The organism is Oxalicibacterium flavum (assembly GCF_014635065.1).
Classification (GTDB): domain Bacteria; phylum Pseudomonadota; class Gammaproteobacteria; order Burkholderiales; family Burkholderiaceae_D; genus Oxalicibacterium; species Oxalicibacterium flavum.
The window spans coordinates 360,428-377,211 of sequence record NZ_BMCG01000004.1 but is presented as its reverse complement, the minus strand read 5'-3'; the positions used below and the strand labels follow the sequence as shown (position 1 = coordinate 377,211).

The window sequence follows — 16,784 nt, the reverse complement described above, 5'->3', positions numbered from 1 at the left end:
TGCTGCTTGAGGCGGATGGCGGCCGACAGGCCGGCAGGACCGCCGCCGACGATGACCACGTCGTAGTCCATGGTGTCGCGCGGACCGTATTGGTCGAGGAGGCTCTGCTTAATCATTGCGTTCGGTGAAGGTGGAGAAAACATGCGTCAGCGTGCGCATCGCCAGCGTGGCGATGCCTTGCAGGATGGCGGGACTTGCGCCGCCGCGCGCCGCCAGTTCGATCGCGGTCATGTTGGCCGACAGGAAGCGCGCGGCGTCTGCGCTATCCAGCCGCTCCCCGACCTGCCCTGCGTTGCGCGCCTGCGCCAGACAGCGCTCGATGGCGCGCAGCAGCGTGTCGTGCGCCTGTTCCAGCACCGCGCCGATCTCGCGATCGCTGCAGCCGAACTCGCAGACGCTGCCGATTTCCAGCAGCGCGGCGGCTTCCGCATTCGCGGCCTGCGAGACGACCTGTTGCAGGAGCGAGGCGATCCGGGCGAGCGGCGTTCCGTCCGCCTCCAGAATGGCGAGCCGCTGCCGCGTGACCTGCTGCAGGTGCTGGCGCAGTGCAGCGAGATACAGGCTGCGCTTGCCGCCAAAGGTGTCGTACATGCTCTGGCGGCTGATGCCCATCGCATTGAGCAGCGCGTTGGTGGAGGTGCCGGCATAGCCGCCCTGCGCGAATACCGGAATGGCTTCCCGCAGCACGTCTTCGCGCCGGAATTCCTTGCCCCTGCTCATGCCCGCCGCTCTCCGCACGGAGGCATCGCGCACGACGCGACGGCTACAGCGCCTTCAACAGGAACGCGCAGCCCGCCACCAGACATAATGCGCCGACCAGCTTGCGGATCAGGTCGATGTTGATGCGGTGGATCAGGTAGGCGCCGGCCAGCACGCCGACGATCTCGAACGCCGTGATGAAGAAGGCCAGCCCGAAATCGATGGTGCCGTAGCGCATGTTGGCGAGCGTGCCCGACAATGCGCCGACGATCTGCAGCACCTGCCCGGCACCGATCGAATGCAGGATGGAGAAGCCGAAGAACAGCATCAGCGGCACCGACAGCGCCGGTCCGCCGATGCCTGTCAGGCCAGAGAGAAAGCCGGTGAAGGCGCCGATCGCGATCAGCAGCAGCCAGCGACTGCGCGGCTGGCCGATCACGGCGCGCGGCACGCGCGTGCCCACCGCCAGCGTATACAGCCCGGCCGCCGTGATCAGCACGGCGAGCACAATGGACAACAGGGCCGTGCTCATCTGCGAGCCGATCCATGCGCCGGCGAAGCCGGTCAGCGCGGCGCCCAGGCAGATCGGCTTGACCAGATCCCAGTCGATGCTGCCCTTGCGATGGAAATAGATGGCGCCGGCCACGCCCAGAAAGATGAAGGTGAACAGCGAGGTCGCGGTGCCCTCGTGCACCGACACGCCGGCGAAGAAGGTCAATGCCGTCGGCATGAAGAACCCGCCCACGCCCGCCCCGCCGACCAGCACACCGATGCCGAGCGAGATCAGGATAAGGGTGGCATGGGTAATCATCGCGCTCCGGCAGGATATCTGTGCAAGCCATCATTATAACTTGTTATAACGAGTTAGATCAGGCAACTTTCATCGCCTGTTGTACCTGCGCATCGTCGAGCGCGCGCAGCAGGGCCGGCACCTCCTCGAACAGGTCGCCGACGATTCCGTAGTCGGCCACCGAGAAGATCGGCGCTTCGGCATCCTTGTTGATGGCGACGATGATGCGCGATCCGCTCATGCCGGCCAGGTGCTGCACCGCCCCGGAAATGCCGATGGCCAGATAGAGGTCGGGCGCCACCACCTTCCCCGTCTGACCCACCTGCAGATCGTTGGCGGCAAAGCCCGCGTCCACCGCCGCACGCGATGCGCCCATGGCAGCACCGAGCCGGTCGGCCAACGGTTCCAGCAAGCGGAAATGCTCGGCCGAGCCCAGGCCGCGGCCGCCCGCCACCACGATCGCGGCCGATGCCAGCTCGGGCCGCTCCGAGGCGAGCAGCGCGCGCGAGACGAAGCGCGCGCGTGCGCCATCGCCCTCGTTCGCCGCCGCGATCCGCTGCACGGGTGCCTGCTGCGTTCCCGTTGCGGCGGCGGCGAAACTGACGGCGCGCACGGTCAGCACGCGGATCGCATCCAGCGAACGCACGGTGGCGATCGCATTTCCCGCGTAGATCGGACGTTCGAAGGTATCGGGCGAAAGAATCGCCGTCACATCGGAAATCTGCCCGGCGTCCAGACTGGCCGCCACGCGCGGCAGCACGCTCTTGCCCCAGGCCGTCGCCGCTGACAGCACATGCGTGTAGTGTCCGGTCGCCAGCAGCGCAAGCACCTGCTGCGCGACGATCTCCGGCAACGCGTCCTTGAGCTGCGGCGCATCGGCCAGCAATACCTGCGCGACGCCGACGATGCACGCAGCCTGCTGCGCCGCGGCTTCGCATTCCGCGCCGACCAGCAGCAGGTGCACCTCCTCTGCGCAGCAACGCGCGGCGGTGACGGCATGCAGGGCGGCTGGCTTCAGCACGTTCATCTCCTGTTCCGCAATGACGAGTACGCTCATGTTGTTTCCTTTCGATCAGCAGGGAATGCAGCGGGCCGCGCGCGGATCGCGCCACAGCGCATCGACGAGCGCGGCCGCGTTCGGCACCAGCACGCCCGGCTGGCGCGCGGCCGGCTCCCGCACGTTCAGCGTCAGCCAGCGCGGCGACAGGTCGAGCCCGAACTGTGCCGCCGCCAGCACTTCGATCGGTTTCTTCTTCGACTTCATCAGGTTCGGCAGACTCACGAAGCGCGGCTCGTTCAGCCGCAGGTCCGCCGTCACCACCGCGGGCAGCGTCAGCGCCACGGTTTCGGTGCCGCCATCGATCTCGCGCACCACCTCGACCGTGCCGGTACCCGCGCCCGCATGTATCGCGCAGGCCGAGGTCGCCTGCGGCCAGCCGAGCAGCGCCGCCAGCATCTGGCCGGTCTGGTTGCAGTCGTCGTCGATGGCCTGTTTGCCGAGCAGCACCAGATCGGCCGCTTCGAGCTCGGCAGCCGCGGCCAGCAGGCGCGCCACCGCCAGCGGCTGCAGCTCGGCATCGGTCTGCAGCAGCAGGCCGCGATCGGCGCCGATCGCAAGCGCCGTGCGCAACACGTCCTGGCACGGCGCGTCGCCGCAGGACACGGCAATCACCTCGCTCGCCAGCCCGGCTTCCTTCATGCGCACCGCCTCCTCGACCGCGATCTCGTCGAAGGGATTGATCGCCATCTTGACGTTCGCCGTATCGACGCCGGTGCCGTCGGCACGCACGCGCACCTTGACGTTGGCATCGACGACCCGTTTGACCGCCACCAGAATCTTCATGCTCGTTCTCCTTGTTCCATTCACCATCCCATCCATGCCAACGCGAGCAGGACCAGCGCCGCGATCCATACCGTCTCGCTGACCAGCATCAGTACCGGCTTCCATCCGAGCGAGGCCAGCGCCTGGAACGAAGTCTTGACGCCAAGCGCGGCGATCGCCAGCACCAGGCAGGCGCGCGACAGCGCGTTGAGTCCCTCGTCCACCGCCGGCGGAATCAGGTGCAGGCTGTTGGCCAGCATCATCAGCGCGAAGCCCACCAGAAACACCGGCACCAGCGGCATGCGCGTGGCCTCGGCCTGCATCCGGGTGCGAAACAGCAGCGAGACCGCGATCACCACCGGCACCAGCATGGCGACGCGCGTGAGCTTGACGATGGCGGCGATCTCTCCCGTGTGCGGCGAGATCAGATAACCGGCGCCGACCACCTGCGCCACGTCATGAATCGTGCCGCCGAGGAAGATGCCAGCCGCCGTATGGCCGAGCGCGAGCACGTGCACCAGCAACGGATAGACGATCATCGCCGCCGTGGACAGCGCCGTGACGCCGACCACCGTCAGCAGCGTGAACTGCTCGTTCTCGCGCGTGCGCGGCAGAACCGCCGAGATCGCCAGCGCCGCCGACGCGCCGCAGATCGCTACCGCACCGCCCGACAGCAGGCCTTCGCTGCGCGGCCTGCCGAGCACGTGGGCGACGAGGCCGCCGCAGGCGATGGTGGAAACCACCGCCAGCAGCACCAGCAGCAGCGGCAGCACGCCGATGTGCGCGATCTGATCGAAGGTGATGCGCGCGCCCAGCAGCGCCACGCCGGTGCGCAGCAATGTCTGACTGCAGAACTGGATGCCCGGCAGGCACAGCGCATCCTGCGAGAGAAAATGAAAGGCCAGCCCGAAGAACAGGGCATAGAGCAATTGCGGGCCGCCGTAGGTAGTGGAGACGAAGGTTGCCGCCAGCGCGATCACGCTGCAGATCGTCACGCCGCGCCAGTTGCTGCGCAAGGCCGCCGGCCGCCAGACCGACAGCAGGGCCAGCGACCGTTGCTGCCACGTCCACGATGGAAGACTCTTTTCTTTCACGCCATGCTCGTCACGTTTGCGGTTCGACAGGCGTGCACCGGCCCCGATGCGGCACGCACCTGTCTGAACATTTCAATGGAATGGGCGACCGGAAGCCGCCCGCGGATGACTGCTACTTCTCGACGAACGCGCGCTCGATCACGTAATGTCCCTGGTGACTCATGTTGCCTTCCGTGAGTCCCCTCGATTCGAGCACGGCCACCGTGTCCTTCAGCATGGCCGGGCTGCCGCAGAGCATGAAACGGTCGTCTGCCTTGCAGAAGGCGGGCAGCCCCAGCCTGGCGAAGAAATGGTCGCTTTGCAGCAGGTCGGGAATGCGCCCCTGGTTCTCGAACGGTTCGCGCGTGACGGTCGGGTAGTACAGCAAGCGACCGGCCGCGAGTTCGCCGAGGAACTCATGCTCGAACAGTTCCTTCGCGATGCGCTGTTGGTAGGCGAGTTCGCTCACCTGCCGGCAGCCATGCACCAGGATCACCTTCTCGTAGAGTTCATAGACTTCGGGATCGTGCACGATGCTCATGAACGGCGCGAGGCCCGTGCCGGTGCCGAGCAGGTAGAGATGCCGGCCCGGCAGCAGGTTCTGCGTCAGCAGCGTGCCGGACGCCTTGCGCCCCACCAGGATGGAATCGCCGACGCGAATATTCTGCAGGCGCGAGGTCAGCGGGCCGTCCGGCACCTTGATGCTGAGGAATTCCAGCGTCTCTTCGTAATGCGGGCTGACCATGCTGTAGGCGCGCATCAGCGGCTTGCCGTCAACCTCGAGTCCGATCATCGCGAACTGTCCGCTCTGGTAGCGGAAGCTGGCCTCGCGCGTGGTCGTGAAGGAAAACAGGCGATCGGTCCAGTGATGGACGGACAGCACTTCGGCCTGGTAAAAATTACTCATCTTTCCACCCTTTCATCAATGCCTGCGGGAAGTCATCAACGCCTTCGGCGGCACGGCCGTCGGCAATGCGGCGCAGGTAGGTCCACGGATAGATGCCGCGCTCGTGGCCGTCCGAGAAGAACAGCTGCACGCCCATCGATCCCAGCAATTCGATCTTCAGCAATGTCACGCCGGCATCCACCGGCGGCACGTCGTCGAGCGCGCGGCGCACGCTTTCGCAGACGCTGCAGCGGCAGGACTGGCGCAGCACCTTGTACGGCACCGCGGCCTGCAGGTCCGGCCACTTCATTTCCAGCCGGCACGCCCTGGGGTCGAGTTCGAGCGCGTAGGGATACGGCACTTCCTGCACATCGGTCTCGTCGCACACCGCGCTAGAGGACATGGCGCACTCCTTCCGGCCCGATCTCCATGCTCAGCCCTTCGCAGCCGCCCTGCGACAATTCGCCGCCCATCGCCGCCAGACTTTCCTCGCGGATCAGCCGCTTGATCTGGCGGATCAGTGCCGTGAATTCCGGCGTGTCCATCATCTCCGGCTTGCGCGGACGCGGCAGCGGCACCACGATCTCGGCCTTGACGCGGCCCGGCCTCGCCGTCATCACATAGATGCGGTCGGACAGGAAGATCGCCTCCTCGATGTCGTGCGTGATGAACAGCACCGAAAGGCGCAGGCGCTGCCACATGTTGGTCAGGATTTCCTGCATGACGGAACGCGTCTGCGAATCGAGCGCGCCGAACGGTTCGTCCATCAGCAGCACCTGCGGGCTTGTCGCCAGCGCGCGCACGATGCCCACGCGCTGCTTCATGCCACCCGACAGCTGCGACGGATAGTGGTCCTCGAACGCCAGCAGCCCGGCCAGTCCCAGCAGCGTGCGCGCCTGCGAGGTCCGCTCGCTCTGCGCCACGCCCTGCATCTTGAGGCCGAACTCGACGTTCCTGCGCACCGTCATCCACGGGAACAGCGAGTACTGCTGGAACACCACGCCGCGATCGGCACCCGGTCCGACTATGGTCTTGCCGTCCAGCGTCAGCGTGCCGCTGTTGAAGCGCGTGAAGCCGGCGACCGCGTTCATCAGCGTCGATTTGCCGCATCCGGAAGGGCCGATCAGCGAGACGAATTCGCCTGGCTGCACGTCGATGGAAACCGACTTGACCGCTTGGACCGTGCCGCTCCTGGCCTTGAAGCTGATGTTGAGATCGCGTACCTCGATATGTCCTGACAATGCGCTCATTTCTTGCCTCCCGCCGCCGCCATCCACGGCATGGCCAGTCTGGATGTGAGTTGGATCGCCTTGCTGCACAGCAGACCCAGAATGCCGATCGTGATCATGCCGAGCGCGATTTCCGCATACGAGATCAGCGAATAGGCTTCCCATGTGAAGTAGCCGATGCCGAACTGTCCCGAGATCATCTCGGCCGCGATCAGTGAAACCCATGCCACGCCCATGCCGACCGACAGGCCGGTGAAGATGTGCTGCAGCGCGCCGGGGACGACCACATACAGGATCAGGTCGATTTCCCGCGTGCCCAGACTGCGCGCCGCGCGAAACAGCACCTCGTCGATCTCCTCCACGCCATGGATGGTGTTGATCAGGATCGGGAAGAAGGCGCCGAGGAAGGTGATGAAGACGATGCTGACCTCGTTGCTCGGCCACAGCATGATCGCCATCGGCACCCATGCGATCGCCGGGATCGGACGGAAGATCTCGAGCGCCGGCATGGTCAGCGAACGGAACAGGCGGTAGCGTCCGATCAGGATGCCGAGCCCGATGCCAAGCACGCCGGCGATCGCAAATCCCATCAGCACCCGCCGCAGGCTGATGCCGACGTTGGTCAGGAAGCGGGTGGACTGATTGACCTCACGCATCTTGTCCAGCACGTCCATCGGCGTCGGGATATTGCCGAATCGCACATAGAAGTCGAGCTGATACCGCGTCGCCAGGTACCACGCCAGCAGCACGCCGCCGATCGAGATGCTCCCCAGGACGATGCGGGCCAGCGTGGTATCAAGCCAGTCGCCGAAACTGAACGGGCGTGGCGTCTCGGCTGCCGCCGATTTGCCGCCCTGGATCGCGGACAATGCGGGCCGCTGGGTCGCGGTGTGGACGGGAGCCGCCGCCGGATTCATGGGCGGGTCGATTGCGTGTCGGTCAGTCAGAGCCATGATCATTTCCCCATTTTCGCCAGTACGTCCGTATAGGTAGCAACGACCGCGCCAGCCTTGCCCGCATACGCTTCGGCATCCTTCTTCAGCAGGAAGGGCACGATCTCGAGCTTGGCCGGATCGGTCCCTGCAACCGAATAGAACGCCTTGTCGGCAAAGACCTTGATGCCCAGCGCCTTGTCGAACACATACGACACCGCAATTTTCTTGCCTTCGCTCTCGTACTTCCTGATGCCCATGAAGGTGCACGCCGTCGAGCTCAGTGCAACGATGTCGCCGCCCTCGATCCAGATTTCGCCGGCTTCGCGCGGCCGCGTGATGGGCTTCTTGCACACCGGGTCGATGCCGCCGATGTCATAGTTGGCCAGCGTCTGCTTTTGCGCGTCGTAGTCCTGCCCGCGCTCCTTGAAGGCCTGCCGCACGTAGGTTTCGTTGACCCAGCCATCGACATCGAACTCCTTGACGCGATTCATTTTCTTCAACACGCCGTAGGCCGTGCGAACCGAGTCAACCAGCATCGGCTTGATCGAAGGGTCCAGCGTATGGATGCCGCCGGGGCCAAGGAAGATGTAGGCGACCTCCTTCTCGATCTTGGTCCATTCCTGGATTTTTTCGGCCGCCAGCTTGGGATTCTTGCGCACCCAGTCGTCGGCTTCCATCATGGCCTTGATGTAGGCCACCGCGACTTCCGGATACCTAGCCGAAAAGTCCTTGCGCATCACGATGCCGTGAAAGGTCGGGATCTTGGTTTCGGCGCCGTCGAAGATCTTGCGGGCAAAGCCGCGGTACGGCAGCAGCTCGGCGAACGGCACAAAATCCGCATGCGCATCGATCTTCTTTTCCTGCAGGTTGGTGGTACCCACCTCGGGACTCTGGCTGACCAGATTCCAGTAACCATCGTTCCAGCCGCGCGCCTGCATCGCCTGCAGCAGCATGCCGTGCGCCGCCGAACCGAACGGCACCGAGACCGTGGTGCCCTTCAGGTCCGACAGCTGGTAGTAGGGACTGTCCTTGTGCACCACCACGCCGTTGCCGGCACCGAAGGCGTTATAGGCAATCACCGCCACCAGCTCGGTCTCGTTGCCCTTGTTCTGCTGACCGGTAGCGCCGTTCACCAGCAGCGGATAGTCGCCCATCATGCCGATCTGGATCTTGTTGGCGATCATGCCGTTCGTGATCGGCGGCCCGGAGGTCGCATTCTGCCAGTCCAGCCGAAAATCGATGTCGGCATACTTGCCGGTCTTCGGCAGGTACTTCTCGAGCAGCTTCAGTTCCTTGATGACGATGCCGCCGGTGACGGTGTTGGTGGTCGTGTTCTGCGTACCGATACCGATGGTCACGGTCTCCCTCGCCTGCGCAACGCCTGCGCACAGCAGCGCGGCCGACAGCAGGGCAATACCAGCCGCCGCGGCGCGCAGACGCCCGACGGATCGCGGGGATGAAAGAGCGGGTGATGAAAGCGAGATAGTCATGTTCAATCCTTCCTGTTTATGCACAATGAGCCACGTTGAATCAACGAGAGAACTACAGACGCACTAAGCGGCGCTTTCAAACCATCTCCACCAGATACTCCCGCTTGCTGCTCTTTTCCGCCCATGCGTCGGCTTCCGGCATGGGCTCCTTGGAACCGGTGATCAGCGGCCAGCTTTGCGCCAGCCGCAGGTTCAATTCCACGTATTCGCGCTGCGCCTCCGGCAGATCCTTTTCGTCAAAGATCGCCTCCACCGGGCACTCCGCCACACAAACGCCGCAGTCGATGCAGACATCGGGGTTGATCACCAGGAAGTTCGGTCCTTCGTGAAAGCATTCCACCGGGCACAGGGCCACGCAGTCCGTGTATTTGCAGCCGATGCAGGCTTCGCCAACGACGTGTGTCATCACGCACCTCCATTCAGGCGGATGCTCGCCATGGCAAGCTTGGACAGCTTGCGCACGTCGGAATCGGCGTCGGTCAGCGCATGCTCGAGATGCGGCATCGCGCGTTCGTCGCCGATCTCGCCGAGCGCAATCACCGCCTCCTTGCGCAGATTGCTGATCGGATGCACCAGTGCATCGCACAAGGCCGGCACCGCGGGCCTGGCCTTCAGCTTGCCCAGGCTGCGTGCCGCCTTGACCCGCACCTGCCAGAATTCGTCGTCCATCACCTTGACCAGATCGGGAATGCCGCGCGACAGACCGAGCTTGCCGATGGTGGTGGCAGCCTCTTCGCGTACTTGCCAGACCGGATCGGACAGCACGCGGCTCAAGGTCGGCTGGATGCTGACTTCGGAGGAATAGCCGAGCGCGCCGATGGCGATGCGGCGTACCTCGGGATCGGCATCGTTGGCCGCCGCATTGGTCAGTACGCCGATTGCCTCCGGCTTCTTCAGATAGCCGAGGACGCCGATCGCCTCCCGGCGCACGCCGGCATGCGCATCGCCGATAGCCGCCATCGCAGGCTCGAACGCGGCTTCCGAGCGCAGCGCCTTGATCGCATGCAGCGCATGGATCTTCACCTGGGAATCGCTGTCGCCCAGATACGGCAGCAGATACGACGCCGATGCGGCTTCCTTCAGCTCTGCCAGCGTCAGCGCGGCGGCCCTGCGCACTTCCTCGTCGCTGTCCTTCAGCAGGGGCACCAGCGCTTCCAGCACTTCGGGTTCTTCGTATCCTTCGATGGCCTTTGCCGCTTCCAGTCGCACGGCGGCGTCAGGATCGGACAAGGCCGCGATCATCAACGGCACGATGTCGTCTTCCTCCTCGGTATAGGGAAGATCGATCACGGCGATGCGGCGTACCGCCGCGTCCGGGCTCTTGAGTCTGTCGTGAATGCTCATGGCGATCATGGCCGGCTCCTAGCGCAGCAGATAAGGGATGTTGACCTGCACCGCACCGGTCGGGCAGTCCTGTTCGCACGGCATGCAGTACCAGCATTCGTCGAACTTCATGAAGGCCTTGTTCGACACCATGTCGATCGCCAGCACGTCCAGCGGGCACACATCGACGCAGACGGTGCAGCCCTTCTCCGCGATGCATTTGGATTGGTCGACGACGACCGGCGCCTGTGTTCTCGTCGTTGCAATGGTCATGATGATTTCCTTCCTTTAGTTGGCCTGCTTGCCGCCGGCGACACGCAGACGTTGATAGGCGGCCTTCTCGTCGTCGTTGAGTTCGACGATGTAGGGTTCGATCTCGCGCTTGCGGAACGCCATCCTGCCGTTGCCGTCGCTCTTGACGTTGGTATGGCAGAACCAGTTTTCGTCATCCTTTTCCGGATGATCGACACACAGGTGATAGAGGCCCCAGCGGCTTTCCTTGCGGAACAGCGAGGAGCGCGCGGCCAGTTCGGCGCAGTCGCGGATGGTGTGGGCTTCCATCGCGCGCATGAGTTCGTGCGGGTTCTCGGCGACCATGTCGTTGAGGTCTTCGCGGATTTCGCCGAAGCGCTCGAGGGCGATTTCCATCTTGCGCGTGATCTTGGGCGGCTGCAGATAGTCGTTGACGATGCGGCGGGTCTTGTACTCGACCTGGAACGGCGTCAGTCCCTCGCTGCGCGACAGCGGCGCCATGATGCGCTTGCGCTCGGCTTCCACCATGTCGGTGTTGATGACCGGCTCGCTCATGCCCGACACGTAGTCGGCCGCGTTCTCGCCGCAGAACTTGCCATAGACGAAGGCGCCCAGCATGTAGTTGTGCGGGATGCTCGCGCAGTCACCTGCCGCATACAGGCCGGGAATCGAGCACTCGCCCTTTTCGTTGGTCCAGATGCCGGATGCGCTGTGGCCGCTGCAAAAGCCGATCTCCGAGATGTGCATCTCGATCGCCTTCTGGCGATAATCGTTGCCGCGCCGTTCGTGGAAGCGGCCGCGGCTCGGCCGCTCGTTGGTGTGCAGGATGTGCTCGATCTCGGCAATCGTTTCCTCGGCCAGGTGATCGAGCTTGAGGAAAACGGGACCACGGCCGCCTTCGAGCTCGTTGTAGAACTCGAGCATCATCTGGCCGCTCCAGTAATCGCATTCGATGAAACGCGCGCCCTGCGAGTTGGCCGTGAAGCCGCCAAACGGGCCGGTCACGTAGGCACAGGCGGGACCGTTGTAGTCCTTGATCAGCGGATTGACCTGGAAGCACTCGAGGTTCGTCAGTTCGGCGCCGGCGTGGAAGGCCATCGCATGGCCGTCACCGGTATTGGTCGGGTTCTCGTAGGTGCCGAACATGTAGCCCGATGCCGGCAGGCCGAGACGACCGGCCGCGCCCGTGCACAGCACCACCGACTTGGCCTTGATCACGTAGAAATCCGCGGTACGGCAATCGAAGCCCATGACGCCGGCGATCTCGCCGTTGCTGCCGGTGATCAGGCGCGTGGCCACCACGCGGTTGGTGATCTCCACACGCTGGCGCTTCAGCTGGCGATAAAGGACCTTTTTCATATGGTGTCCTTCCGGCATCGGCAACACATAGCTGCCCAGATGGTGCACCTTGCGCACGGCATAGTCGCCGGTCTCGTCCTTCTCGAACTTCACCCCCCAGCGGTCGAGCTCCTCGATCATCGCGAAGCTGTTGCTGGCGTATGCAAACACGCCCTTCTGGTCAACGATGCCGTCATTGGCGACCGTGATTTCCTTCGTATATTGCTCGGGCGTCGCATGGCCGGGGATCACCGCATTGTTCAGGCCGTCCATGCCCATGGAGATGGCGCCGCTGCGCTTGACGTTGGCCTTTTCCAGCACCAGCACGCGCAGCTTTGGATTCTTTTCCTTGGCCTTGACGGCCGCCATGGGGCCGCCGGTTCCGCCCCCGACGATCACCAGGTCGTATTCCAGTTCGATGGTGTTCATATCTGCCTTTCCAGTGAGTGATGCGACGCCACGCTGTCCTGCATTGCCTCGCCACAACAAAGACGAGCAAACGGTCAGCGATGAAATATTCGTGTCGAATCACAACGTCCGCACAATCTCGTCATGACTCGTCATAACCAGTTGAGCAAAACGTATGCCAGCGGATTTTCAGGCTTGGCGGCCCGGTTTACGGGCCATATGCGGGAGAACTGCGGATGGAGAGGGAAAGGAATGGATCATTGTGGGGATCGCGACCAGAAAAGGGACCCGATTCAGTGAGACCGAACGATCCAAAATCGCGCAAGATGATGCCAACGTCACGCATCTTTCCTAAATTGAGGATGATTCTCATTTTTATCAGCGCAGCACCTTCAGCTTGTACTTGAAGCTCTCGGCGCGGTAATGGATGTACTCGAATACCAGCGGACGATCCTCGCTGGCATAGGTCAGCCGTTCGATGCGCAGGATGGGCGAGCCGGCCTGGACTTTCAGGCGACGGCCAATTTCCTCGTCGGCAGCGGTCGCATCGATCTCCACATCGGCCGAATGCAGGCGCTGCCCCAGTTCGTTTTCCAGCAATGAGAACAGATCCTTGTCGCGCAGGTTCTTTTCGGTCAGACGCGAACCGATATCGTGCCGCACCCATGAGTGATCGATGGAGATCGGCTCCCGATCCAGGTAGCGCAGGCGGCGGATTTCGGTCACCGTGTCACCCTCGCGCAGGCCGAGCTTGCCGCACACCAGCGCGCTGCCCGCCATCGTGCGCAAACCCAGGACTTCCGAAAACGTCTCGTGCCCCAGATAGCGCACGGCCTCGCCAAAGCCCTGCAGATGCGTGAGTTCCTGCGACACGCTGGGCCGGGCGACGAAGGTCCCCTTGCCATGCACCTTGAACAGAAAACCTTCCTTCTGCAGATCGTTCATGGCCTGGCGCACCGTGATGCGGCTGACGCCGAAGGCATTGATCATCTCGCTCTCGGAAGGCAGTTTCTGATGGGCGACATAAGTGCCATCGATGATCTTGGCCCGCAATGCCTCCTTGATCTGGGCATACAGCGGGACGGTGGAAGACGGTGGCAGCGGCATGATGATTTTCGGATTGAAGCACGCGGGGATGCGACTCATTATAGAGTCAGGCCGGCAAGGTGAGTAGATCGCAGGCCAAACGGAAGCCTTGTTCCGTCATCGCCGCATCTGCATCGCCTGCTGCCTGCGTCCCAGCCACACGCCGTTGAGCATCCACGCGAACGCCAGCGGCAGCGCGATCAGCGACACGCCGACCATGCCGAAACCGAGCGCGCCCAGCAGCGCATACGACCAGCTGCCGAGCTGATCGCCCAAACGATAGACGACGGTATCGATGACGTTCTTGGCCTTGTACTTGTCCTCGCGCGGCAGCACCGTGAACAGCAATTCGCGCGTCGGCCGCGACAGGCCGAAGTTGCCGACGCGCCGCAACACCTGGAATGCCACCAGCACCGCCAGGACCGGAAACGCCGCGAAGACGCCGAATCCGAGCAAGGTCAGCGCCGGCAGAAAAGCGGCCGCCACCGTCACGCCGAACACGCGCAGCAGGCGGCCGGTCAGGAACAGCTGCACCAGCAGCGTCAGCGTATTGACCGTCAGATCGACGGCGGCAAAGAAGGCCGTGCGTTCGGCATTGTCGGCAAACGCATCGCGCGCGATCGTCGCCTGCTGGAAGTAGAGGAACGTCGAGGTGATCGAATAGGCGAGCATGTAGAAGCAGATGTTCGCCAGATAGGGCGAGCGCAACGTGTGCGTGATGCCGGCCAGGATGCCGCCGCCGATCGCCTGTTCCTCCGCATCCCGCGCCGCCTGCGCGGACCGGCCATGCAGCGCGCCGGCCGCTGCCAGCGTGCGCGCCACGCACAGGATCGCCAGCGCCAGCAGCAGGGCCGCGCACAGCATCAGCGCCGGCAGAGGCAAGGCGCGCGCCATGGTCGCGGTCACGCCAGAACCGGCAATCGCACCGACGCTGGCCGCGGCTGCCAGCCCGCCAAACAGGCGCTTGGCCCGCACCGGTTCGAACAGATCGGCCATCAGCGCCCAGAACACCGAGACCACGAACAGGTTGAAGACCGACAGCCAGATGAAGAAACCACGGCCGATCCAGACCTGCTGCGGCGCGGACGCCAGCGCGAACAGGAACGCAAACAGCACCAGGTTGGAAATGAAGAACAGATAGACCAGCGGAATGAAGCGCCGCCGCGGCAGCGCCCGCACCAGCGCGGCATACGCCGGCGTGACCGCCAGCATCGCCAGCAGCGTGCCGGTGAACAGCCACGGCAGGTTCTCGACACCGCCGGCCACGCCCAGCATGTCGCGCACCGGCCGCAGTACGTAATACGCCGTCATCAGGCTGAAGATGCACAGTCCGCCCCACGCCAGCAGCCTACCCTCGCCCGGCCGCACATCGAGCAGGCGCGTGATGTATGCCTGCCACCAGGCAGTGCGCTTGCTCGTCTGGATGCCGGAATCGTTCAAGCCCATCCTTCGCAAAACATGCATGCCTGACGGGACAGGCATGCTAGTCGTCGGATACCGGCGCAACAACCGCACCGGACGGATTCGGCCATCCTCACACAGAATGCCGCGCCGTGCATGCGGGCTTTGCAACGAACGATTGCACCAAATGAAAAGCCCTCCGTGTGACGGGAGGGCTTTTCATTCAGGTGTGCAACAGAGCCGCAAGTTTGCGTGCAGCAAGAACGTCAGAACGGGATATCGTCATCCATGTCGTTGAAGTTCGATGCCGGCTGGCGCGGTGCCGGACGGCTGGCCGGTGCGGCGCTCTGGCGCGGGGCCGGGGCGCTGCTGCCGTAGTCGTCATCCATGCCGGCGCTGCCGCCGGCGGAACGGCCGCCGAGCATCTGCATGGTGTCGGCGATGATTTCGGTCGTGTAGCGCTCGACGCCATCCTTGTCTGTCCACTTGCGCGTCTGCAGGCGGCCTTCGACATAGACCGAGGAACCCTTGCGCAGGTACTGGCCGGCGATTTCGGCCAGCTTGCGGTAAAAGGTGATGCGGTGCCACTCGGTGAGTTCCTTCTTCTCGCCGGTGTTCTTGTCCTTCCACGATTCGGACGTGGCGACGGCGATGTTGGTGACGGCATCGCCATTGGGCATGTAGCGCGTTTCAGGATCGCGGCCGAGGTTGCCGACGATGATGACTTTGTTGACAGATGCCATTGATTTCTCCGATTAGACGGCGGCGGGACTGACGGCGCCGCGCCGCGGCAGGTTTTTCATGTTGGCAGCAATTATAAGCCAGCCGATGCAGAGCACGGCGCCAAGCAGGAATACGGCAGCCGGCCCCGCGAATTGCACCAGTATGCCGCCGAGTGCGCCGCCGCAGAACAGGCCCAGCGACTGCAGCGTGTTATAGACGCCGAGCGCCGCGCCCTTGCCTGCCGGCGGCGCCAGACGCGATACCAGTGACGGCTGGCTGGCTTCCAGGATATTGAAGGCGACGAAGAACAGCAACAGCAGCACCAGCGGCGCCCACCATCCGGGCTGCGGCTGCGACAGCAGGCGCCACATGCCGAGCTGCACCAGCAACAACAGCGCGATGGCACCGAGGAAGACCTGCTTGGCGCGCCCGCGCTTTTCTCCAGTCAGCAGCGGCGGCAGCATCAGCACGAACGAGAACACCATGACCGGCAGGTAAATCTTCCAGTGTTCGGCCAGCGGCAGATGCATGATGCGGATCAGGGTGGCGGGCATCACCACGAACATCGCCATCTGCACCAGATGCAGCACGAACACGCCGTAGTTCAGGCGCAGCAGTTCGCGGTCGGCCAGCACCGTGCGGATAGAGACGCGGCCACGGGGCAGCGCCGGCGCGGGCGGCACCACGCGCAGCACGACCACGATCGCCAGCAGCGCCAGCACGCCGGTCAGGCCGAAGATACCGCCCATGCCGATCGCCTGATACAACAGCGGCGACAGCACCAGCGAGGCGGCGAACGAGATGCCGATGGAGGCGCCGATCATCGCCATCGCCTTGGTGCGCTGCTCCTCGCGCGTGCTGTCGGCGATCAGCGCGGTGACGGCGGCCGAGATCGCGCCGGCGCCCTGCACCGCGCGGCCGACGATGACCCAGACCAGGCTGGTCGCCGTCGCCGCCATGAAGGAACCGAGTGCGAACAGCAGCAGCCCGATCACGATCACGCGCTTGCGGCCGTAGCGGTCGGACGCGATGCCGAACGGAATCTGGCCGCACGCCTGCGTCAGGCCATAGACGCCGAGCGCGAGGCCGACCAGCATCGCGCTGTCGCCGCCCGGCATGCTTTTCGCATGGACCGCGAAGACCGGCAGGATCAGGAACAGGCCGAGCATGCGCAAGGCGAAGATGCCAGCCAGCGAGATGCTGGCGCGCCGTTCGCCGGCAGTCATGCCGGTAGTGGAGGAAGAGGATGTCATCAAGGCAGACCGGATTGGATACTTGCTGCAGTAACAATGACGCTCAGACAAGCCAAAAGCACACCTGGACAGGCTT

The 16,784-nt window shown here is 64.0% G+C and carries 19 protein-coding genes; all 19 read right to left on the bottom strand.

Going from position 1 to position 16,784, the window contains the following annotated elements; genetic code table 11:
• Positions 1–116: FAD-binding protein (locus tag IEV38_RS12220; RefSeq protein WP_188396469.1), on the bottom strand; the 116-nt coding region annotated here is incomplete at its 3' end.
• Positions 109–720 carry a TetR/AcrR family transcriptional regulator gene (locus IEV38_RS12215; RefSeq protein ID WP_188396468.1) on the bottom strand — a complete coding sequence of 204 codons (612 nt, stop codon included), beginning with the start codon at positions 718–720 and terminating at the stop codon, positions 109–111. The genes IEV38_RS12220 and IEV38_RS12215, both read right to left, overlap by 8 nt.
• A gap of 43 nt (positions 721–763) precedes the next feature.
• The gene (locus tag IEV38_RS12210) at positions 764–1,510 is read right to left on the bottom strand and encodes a sulfite exporter TauE/SafE family protein (RefSeq protein ID WP_188396467.1); all 747 of its coding nucleotides are present in this window, start codon (positions 1,508–1,510) and stop codon (positions 764–766) included.
• A gap of 58 nt (positions 1,511–1,568) precedes the next feature.
• On the bottom strand, positions 1,569–2,546 hold the full coding sequence (locus IEV38_RS12205; protein WP_188396466.1) for an electron transfer flavoprotein subunit alpha/FixB family protein: 978 nt from the start codon (positions 2,544–2,546) through the stop codon (positions 1,569–1,571).
• A gap of 15 nt (positions 2,547–2,561) precedes the next feature.
• The gene (locus tag IEV38_RS12200) at positions 2,562–3,332 is read right to left on the bottom strand and encodes an electron transfer flavoprotein subunit beta/FixA family protein (RefSeq protein ID WP_188396465.1); all 771 of its coding nucleotides are present in this window, start codon (positions 3,330–3,332) and stop codon (positions 2,562–2,564) included.
• A gap of 20 nt (positions 3,333–3,352) precedes the next feature.
• Positions 3,353–4,354, bottom strand: a complete 1,002-nt coding sequence (locus IEV38_RS12195; RefSeq protein ID WP_371869879.1) for a YeiH family protein — start codon at positions 4,352–4,354, stop codon at positions 3,353–3,355.
• 163 nt (positions 4,355–4,517) lie between these two features.
• On the bottom strand, positions 4,518–5,291 hold the full coding sequence (locus IEV38_RS12190; protein ID WP_188396464.1) for a ferredoxin--NADP reductase: 774 nt from the start codon (positions 5,289–5,291) through the stop codon (positions 4,518–4,520).
• Entirely contained in the window at positions 5,284–5,673 is a 390-nt protein-coding gene (locus IEV38_RS12185; RefSeq protein WP_188396463.1) for a DUF971 domain-containing protein, read from the bottom strand. Before IEV38_RS12185 ends, IEV38_RS12190 begins: the two co-directional genes overlap by 8 nt.
• Positions 5,663–6,520, bottom strand: coding sequence for an ABC transporter ATP-binding protein (locus tag IEV38_RS12180; protein ID WP_188396462.1), 858 nt, complete (start codon positions 6,518–6,520; stop codon positions 5,663–5,665). Before IEV38_RS12180 ends, IEV38_RS12185 begins: the two co-directional genes overlap by 11 nt.
• Positions 6,517–7,452: an ABC transporter permease gene (locus IEV38_RS12175; RefSeq protein ID WP_229729020.1), complete on the bottom strand. Its 936-nt coding sequence runs from the start codon at positions 7,450–7,452 to the stop codon at positions 6,517–6,519. Before IEV38_RS12175 ends, IEV38_RS12180 begins: the two co-directional genes overlap by 4 nt.
• Before the next feature lie 2 nt (positions 7,453–7,454).
• On the bottom strand, positions 7,455–8,924 hold the full coding sequence (locus IEV38_RS12170) for an ABC transporter substrate-binding protein (RefSeq protein WP_188396461.1): 1,470 nt from the start codon (positions 8,922–8,924) through the stop codon (positions 7,455–7,457).
• A 76-nt stretch (positions 8,925–9,000) separates the two neighbouring features.
• Positions 9,001–9,330 carry a ferredoxin FdxA gene (gene fdxA, locus IEV38_RS12165; RefSeq protein WP_188396460.1) on the bottom strand — a complete coding sequence of 110 codons (330 nt, stop codon included), beginning with the start codon at positions 9,328–9,330 and terminating at the stop codon, positions 9,001–9,003.
• Entirely contained in the window at positions 9,330–10,277 is a 948-nt protein-coding gene (locus IEV38_RS12160; protein WP_188396459.1) for a HEAT repeat domain-containing protein, read from the bottom strand. The genes fdxA and IEV38_RS12160 overlap by 1 nt, the downstream gene beginning before the upstream one ends.
• A 9-nt stretch (positions 10,278–10,286) precedes the next feature.
• On the bottom strand, positions 10,287–10,520 hold the full coding sequence (locus IEV38_RS12155; protein WP_188396458.1) for a 4Fe-4S dicluster domain-containing protein: 234 nt from the start codon (positions 10,518–10,520) through the stop codon (positions 10,287–10,289).
• A 15-nt stretch (positions 10,521–10,535) separates the two neighbouring features.
• Positions 10,536–12,266: a fumarate reductase/succinate dehydrogenase flavoprotein subunit gene (locus tag IEV38_RS12150; RefSeq protein WP_188396457.1), complete on the bottom strand. Its 1,731-nt coding sequence runs from the start codon at positions 12,264–12,266 to the stop codon at positions 10,536–10,538.
• A 357-nt stretch (positions 12,267–12,623) separates the two neighbouring features.
• A complete protein-coding gene (locus tag IEV38_RS12145) occupies positions 12,624–13,391 on the bottom strand; it encodes a GntR family transcriptional regulator (RefSeq protein ID WP_188396456.1) in 768 nt (255 codons plus the stop codon).
• A 57-nt stretch (positions 13,392–13,448) separates the two neighbouring features.
• Positions 13,449–14,771 carry an NTP/NDP exchange transporter gene (locus IEV38_RS12140; protein WP_229729019.1) on the bottom strand — a complete coding sequence of 441 codons (1,323 nt, stop codon included), beginning with the start codon at positions 14,769–14,771 and terminating at the stop codon, positions 13,449–13,451.
• A 227-nt stretch (positions 14,772–14,998) separates the two neighbouring features.
• Positions 14,999–15,475, bottom strand: coding sequence for a single-stranded DNA-binding protein (ssb, locus tag IEV38_RS12135; RefSeq protein ID WP_188396454.1), 477 nt, complete (start codon positions 15,473–15,475; stop codon positions 14,999–15,001).
• 12 nt (positions 15,476–15,487) lie between these two features.
• Positions 15,488–16,681 (bottom strand): MFS transporter, encoded by a 1,194-nt coding sequence (locus tag IEV38_RS12130; protein WP_188396504.1) that lies wholly within the window; start codon positions 16,679–16,681, stop codon positions 15,488–15,490.
• Between the last annotated feature and the right edge of the window lie 103 nt (positions 16,682–16,784).

Bases quoted from the DNA above. Each gene is read 5' to 3' on its own strand.
- IEV38_RS12215 (WP_188396468.1), bottom strand. From the start codon at position 720: ATGAGCAGGGGCAAGGAATTCCGGCGCGAAGACGTGCTGCGGGAAGCC.
- IEV38_RS12210 (WP_188396467.1), bottom strand. From the start codon at position 1,510: ATGATTACCCATGCCACCCTTATCCTGATCTCGCTCGGCATCGGTGTG.
- IEV38_RS12205 (WP_188396466.1), bottom strand. From the start codon at position 2,546: ATGAGCGTACTCGTCATTGCGGAACAGGAGATGAACGTGCTGAAGCCA.
- IEV38_RS12200 (WP_188396465.1), bottom strand. From the start codon at position 3,332: ATGAAGATTCTGGTGGCGGTCAAACGGGTCGTCGATGCCAACGTCAAG.
- IEV38_RS12190 (WP_188396464.1), bottom strand. From the start codon at position 5,291: ATGAGTAATTTTTACCAGGCCGAAGTGCTGTCCGTCCATCACTGGACC.
- IEV38_RS12185 (WP_188396463.1), bottom strand. From the start codon at position 5,673: ATGTCCTCTAGCGCGGTGTGCGACGAGACCGATGTGCAGGAAGTGCCG.
- IEV38_RS12180 (WP_188396462.1), bottom strand. From the start codon at position 6,520: ATGAGCGCATTGTCAGGACATATCGAGGTACGCGATCTCAACATCAGC.
- IEV38_RS12175 (WP_229729020.1), bottom strand. From the start codon at position 7,452: ATGGCTCTGACTGACCGACACGCAATCGACCCGCCCATGAATCCGGCG.
- IEV38_RS12170 (WP_188396461.1), bottom strand. From the start codon at position 8,924: ATGACTATCTCGCTTTCATCACCCGCTCTTTCATCCCCGCGATCCGTC.
- fdxA (WP_188396460.1), bottom strand. From the start codon at position 9,330: ATGACACACGTCGTTGGCGAAGCCTGCATCGGCTGCAAATACACGGAC.
- IEV38_RS12160 (WP_188396459.1), bottom strand. From the start codon at position 10,277: ATGATCGCCATGAGCATTCACGACAGACTCAAGAGCCCGGACGCGGCG.
- IEV38_RS12155 (WP_188396458.1), bottom strand. From the start codon at position 10,520: ATGACCATTGCAACGACGAGAACACAGGCGCCGGTCGTCGTCGACCAA.
- IEV38_RS12150 (WP_188396457.1), bottom strand. From the start codon at position 12,266: ATGAACACCATCGAACTGGAATACGACCTGGTGATCGTCGGGGGCGGA.
- IEV38_RS12145 (WP_188396456.1), bottom strand. From the start codon at position 13,391: ATGAGTCGCATCCCCGCGTGCTTCAATCCGAAAATCATCATGCCGCTG.
- ssb (WP_188396454.1), bottom strand. From the start codon at position 15,475: ATGGCATCTGTCAACAAAGTCATCATCGTCGGCAACCTCGGCCGCGAT.
- IEV38_RS12130 (WP_188396504.1), bottom strand. From the start codon at position 16,681: ATGACTGCCGGCGAACGGCGCGCCAGCATCTCGCTGGCTGGCATCTTC.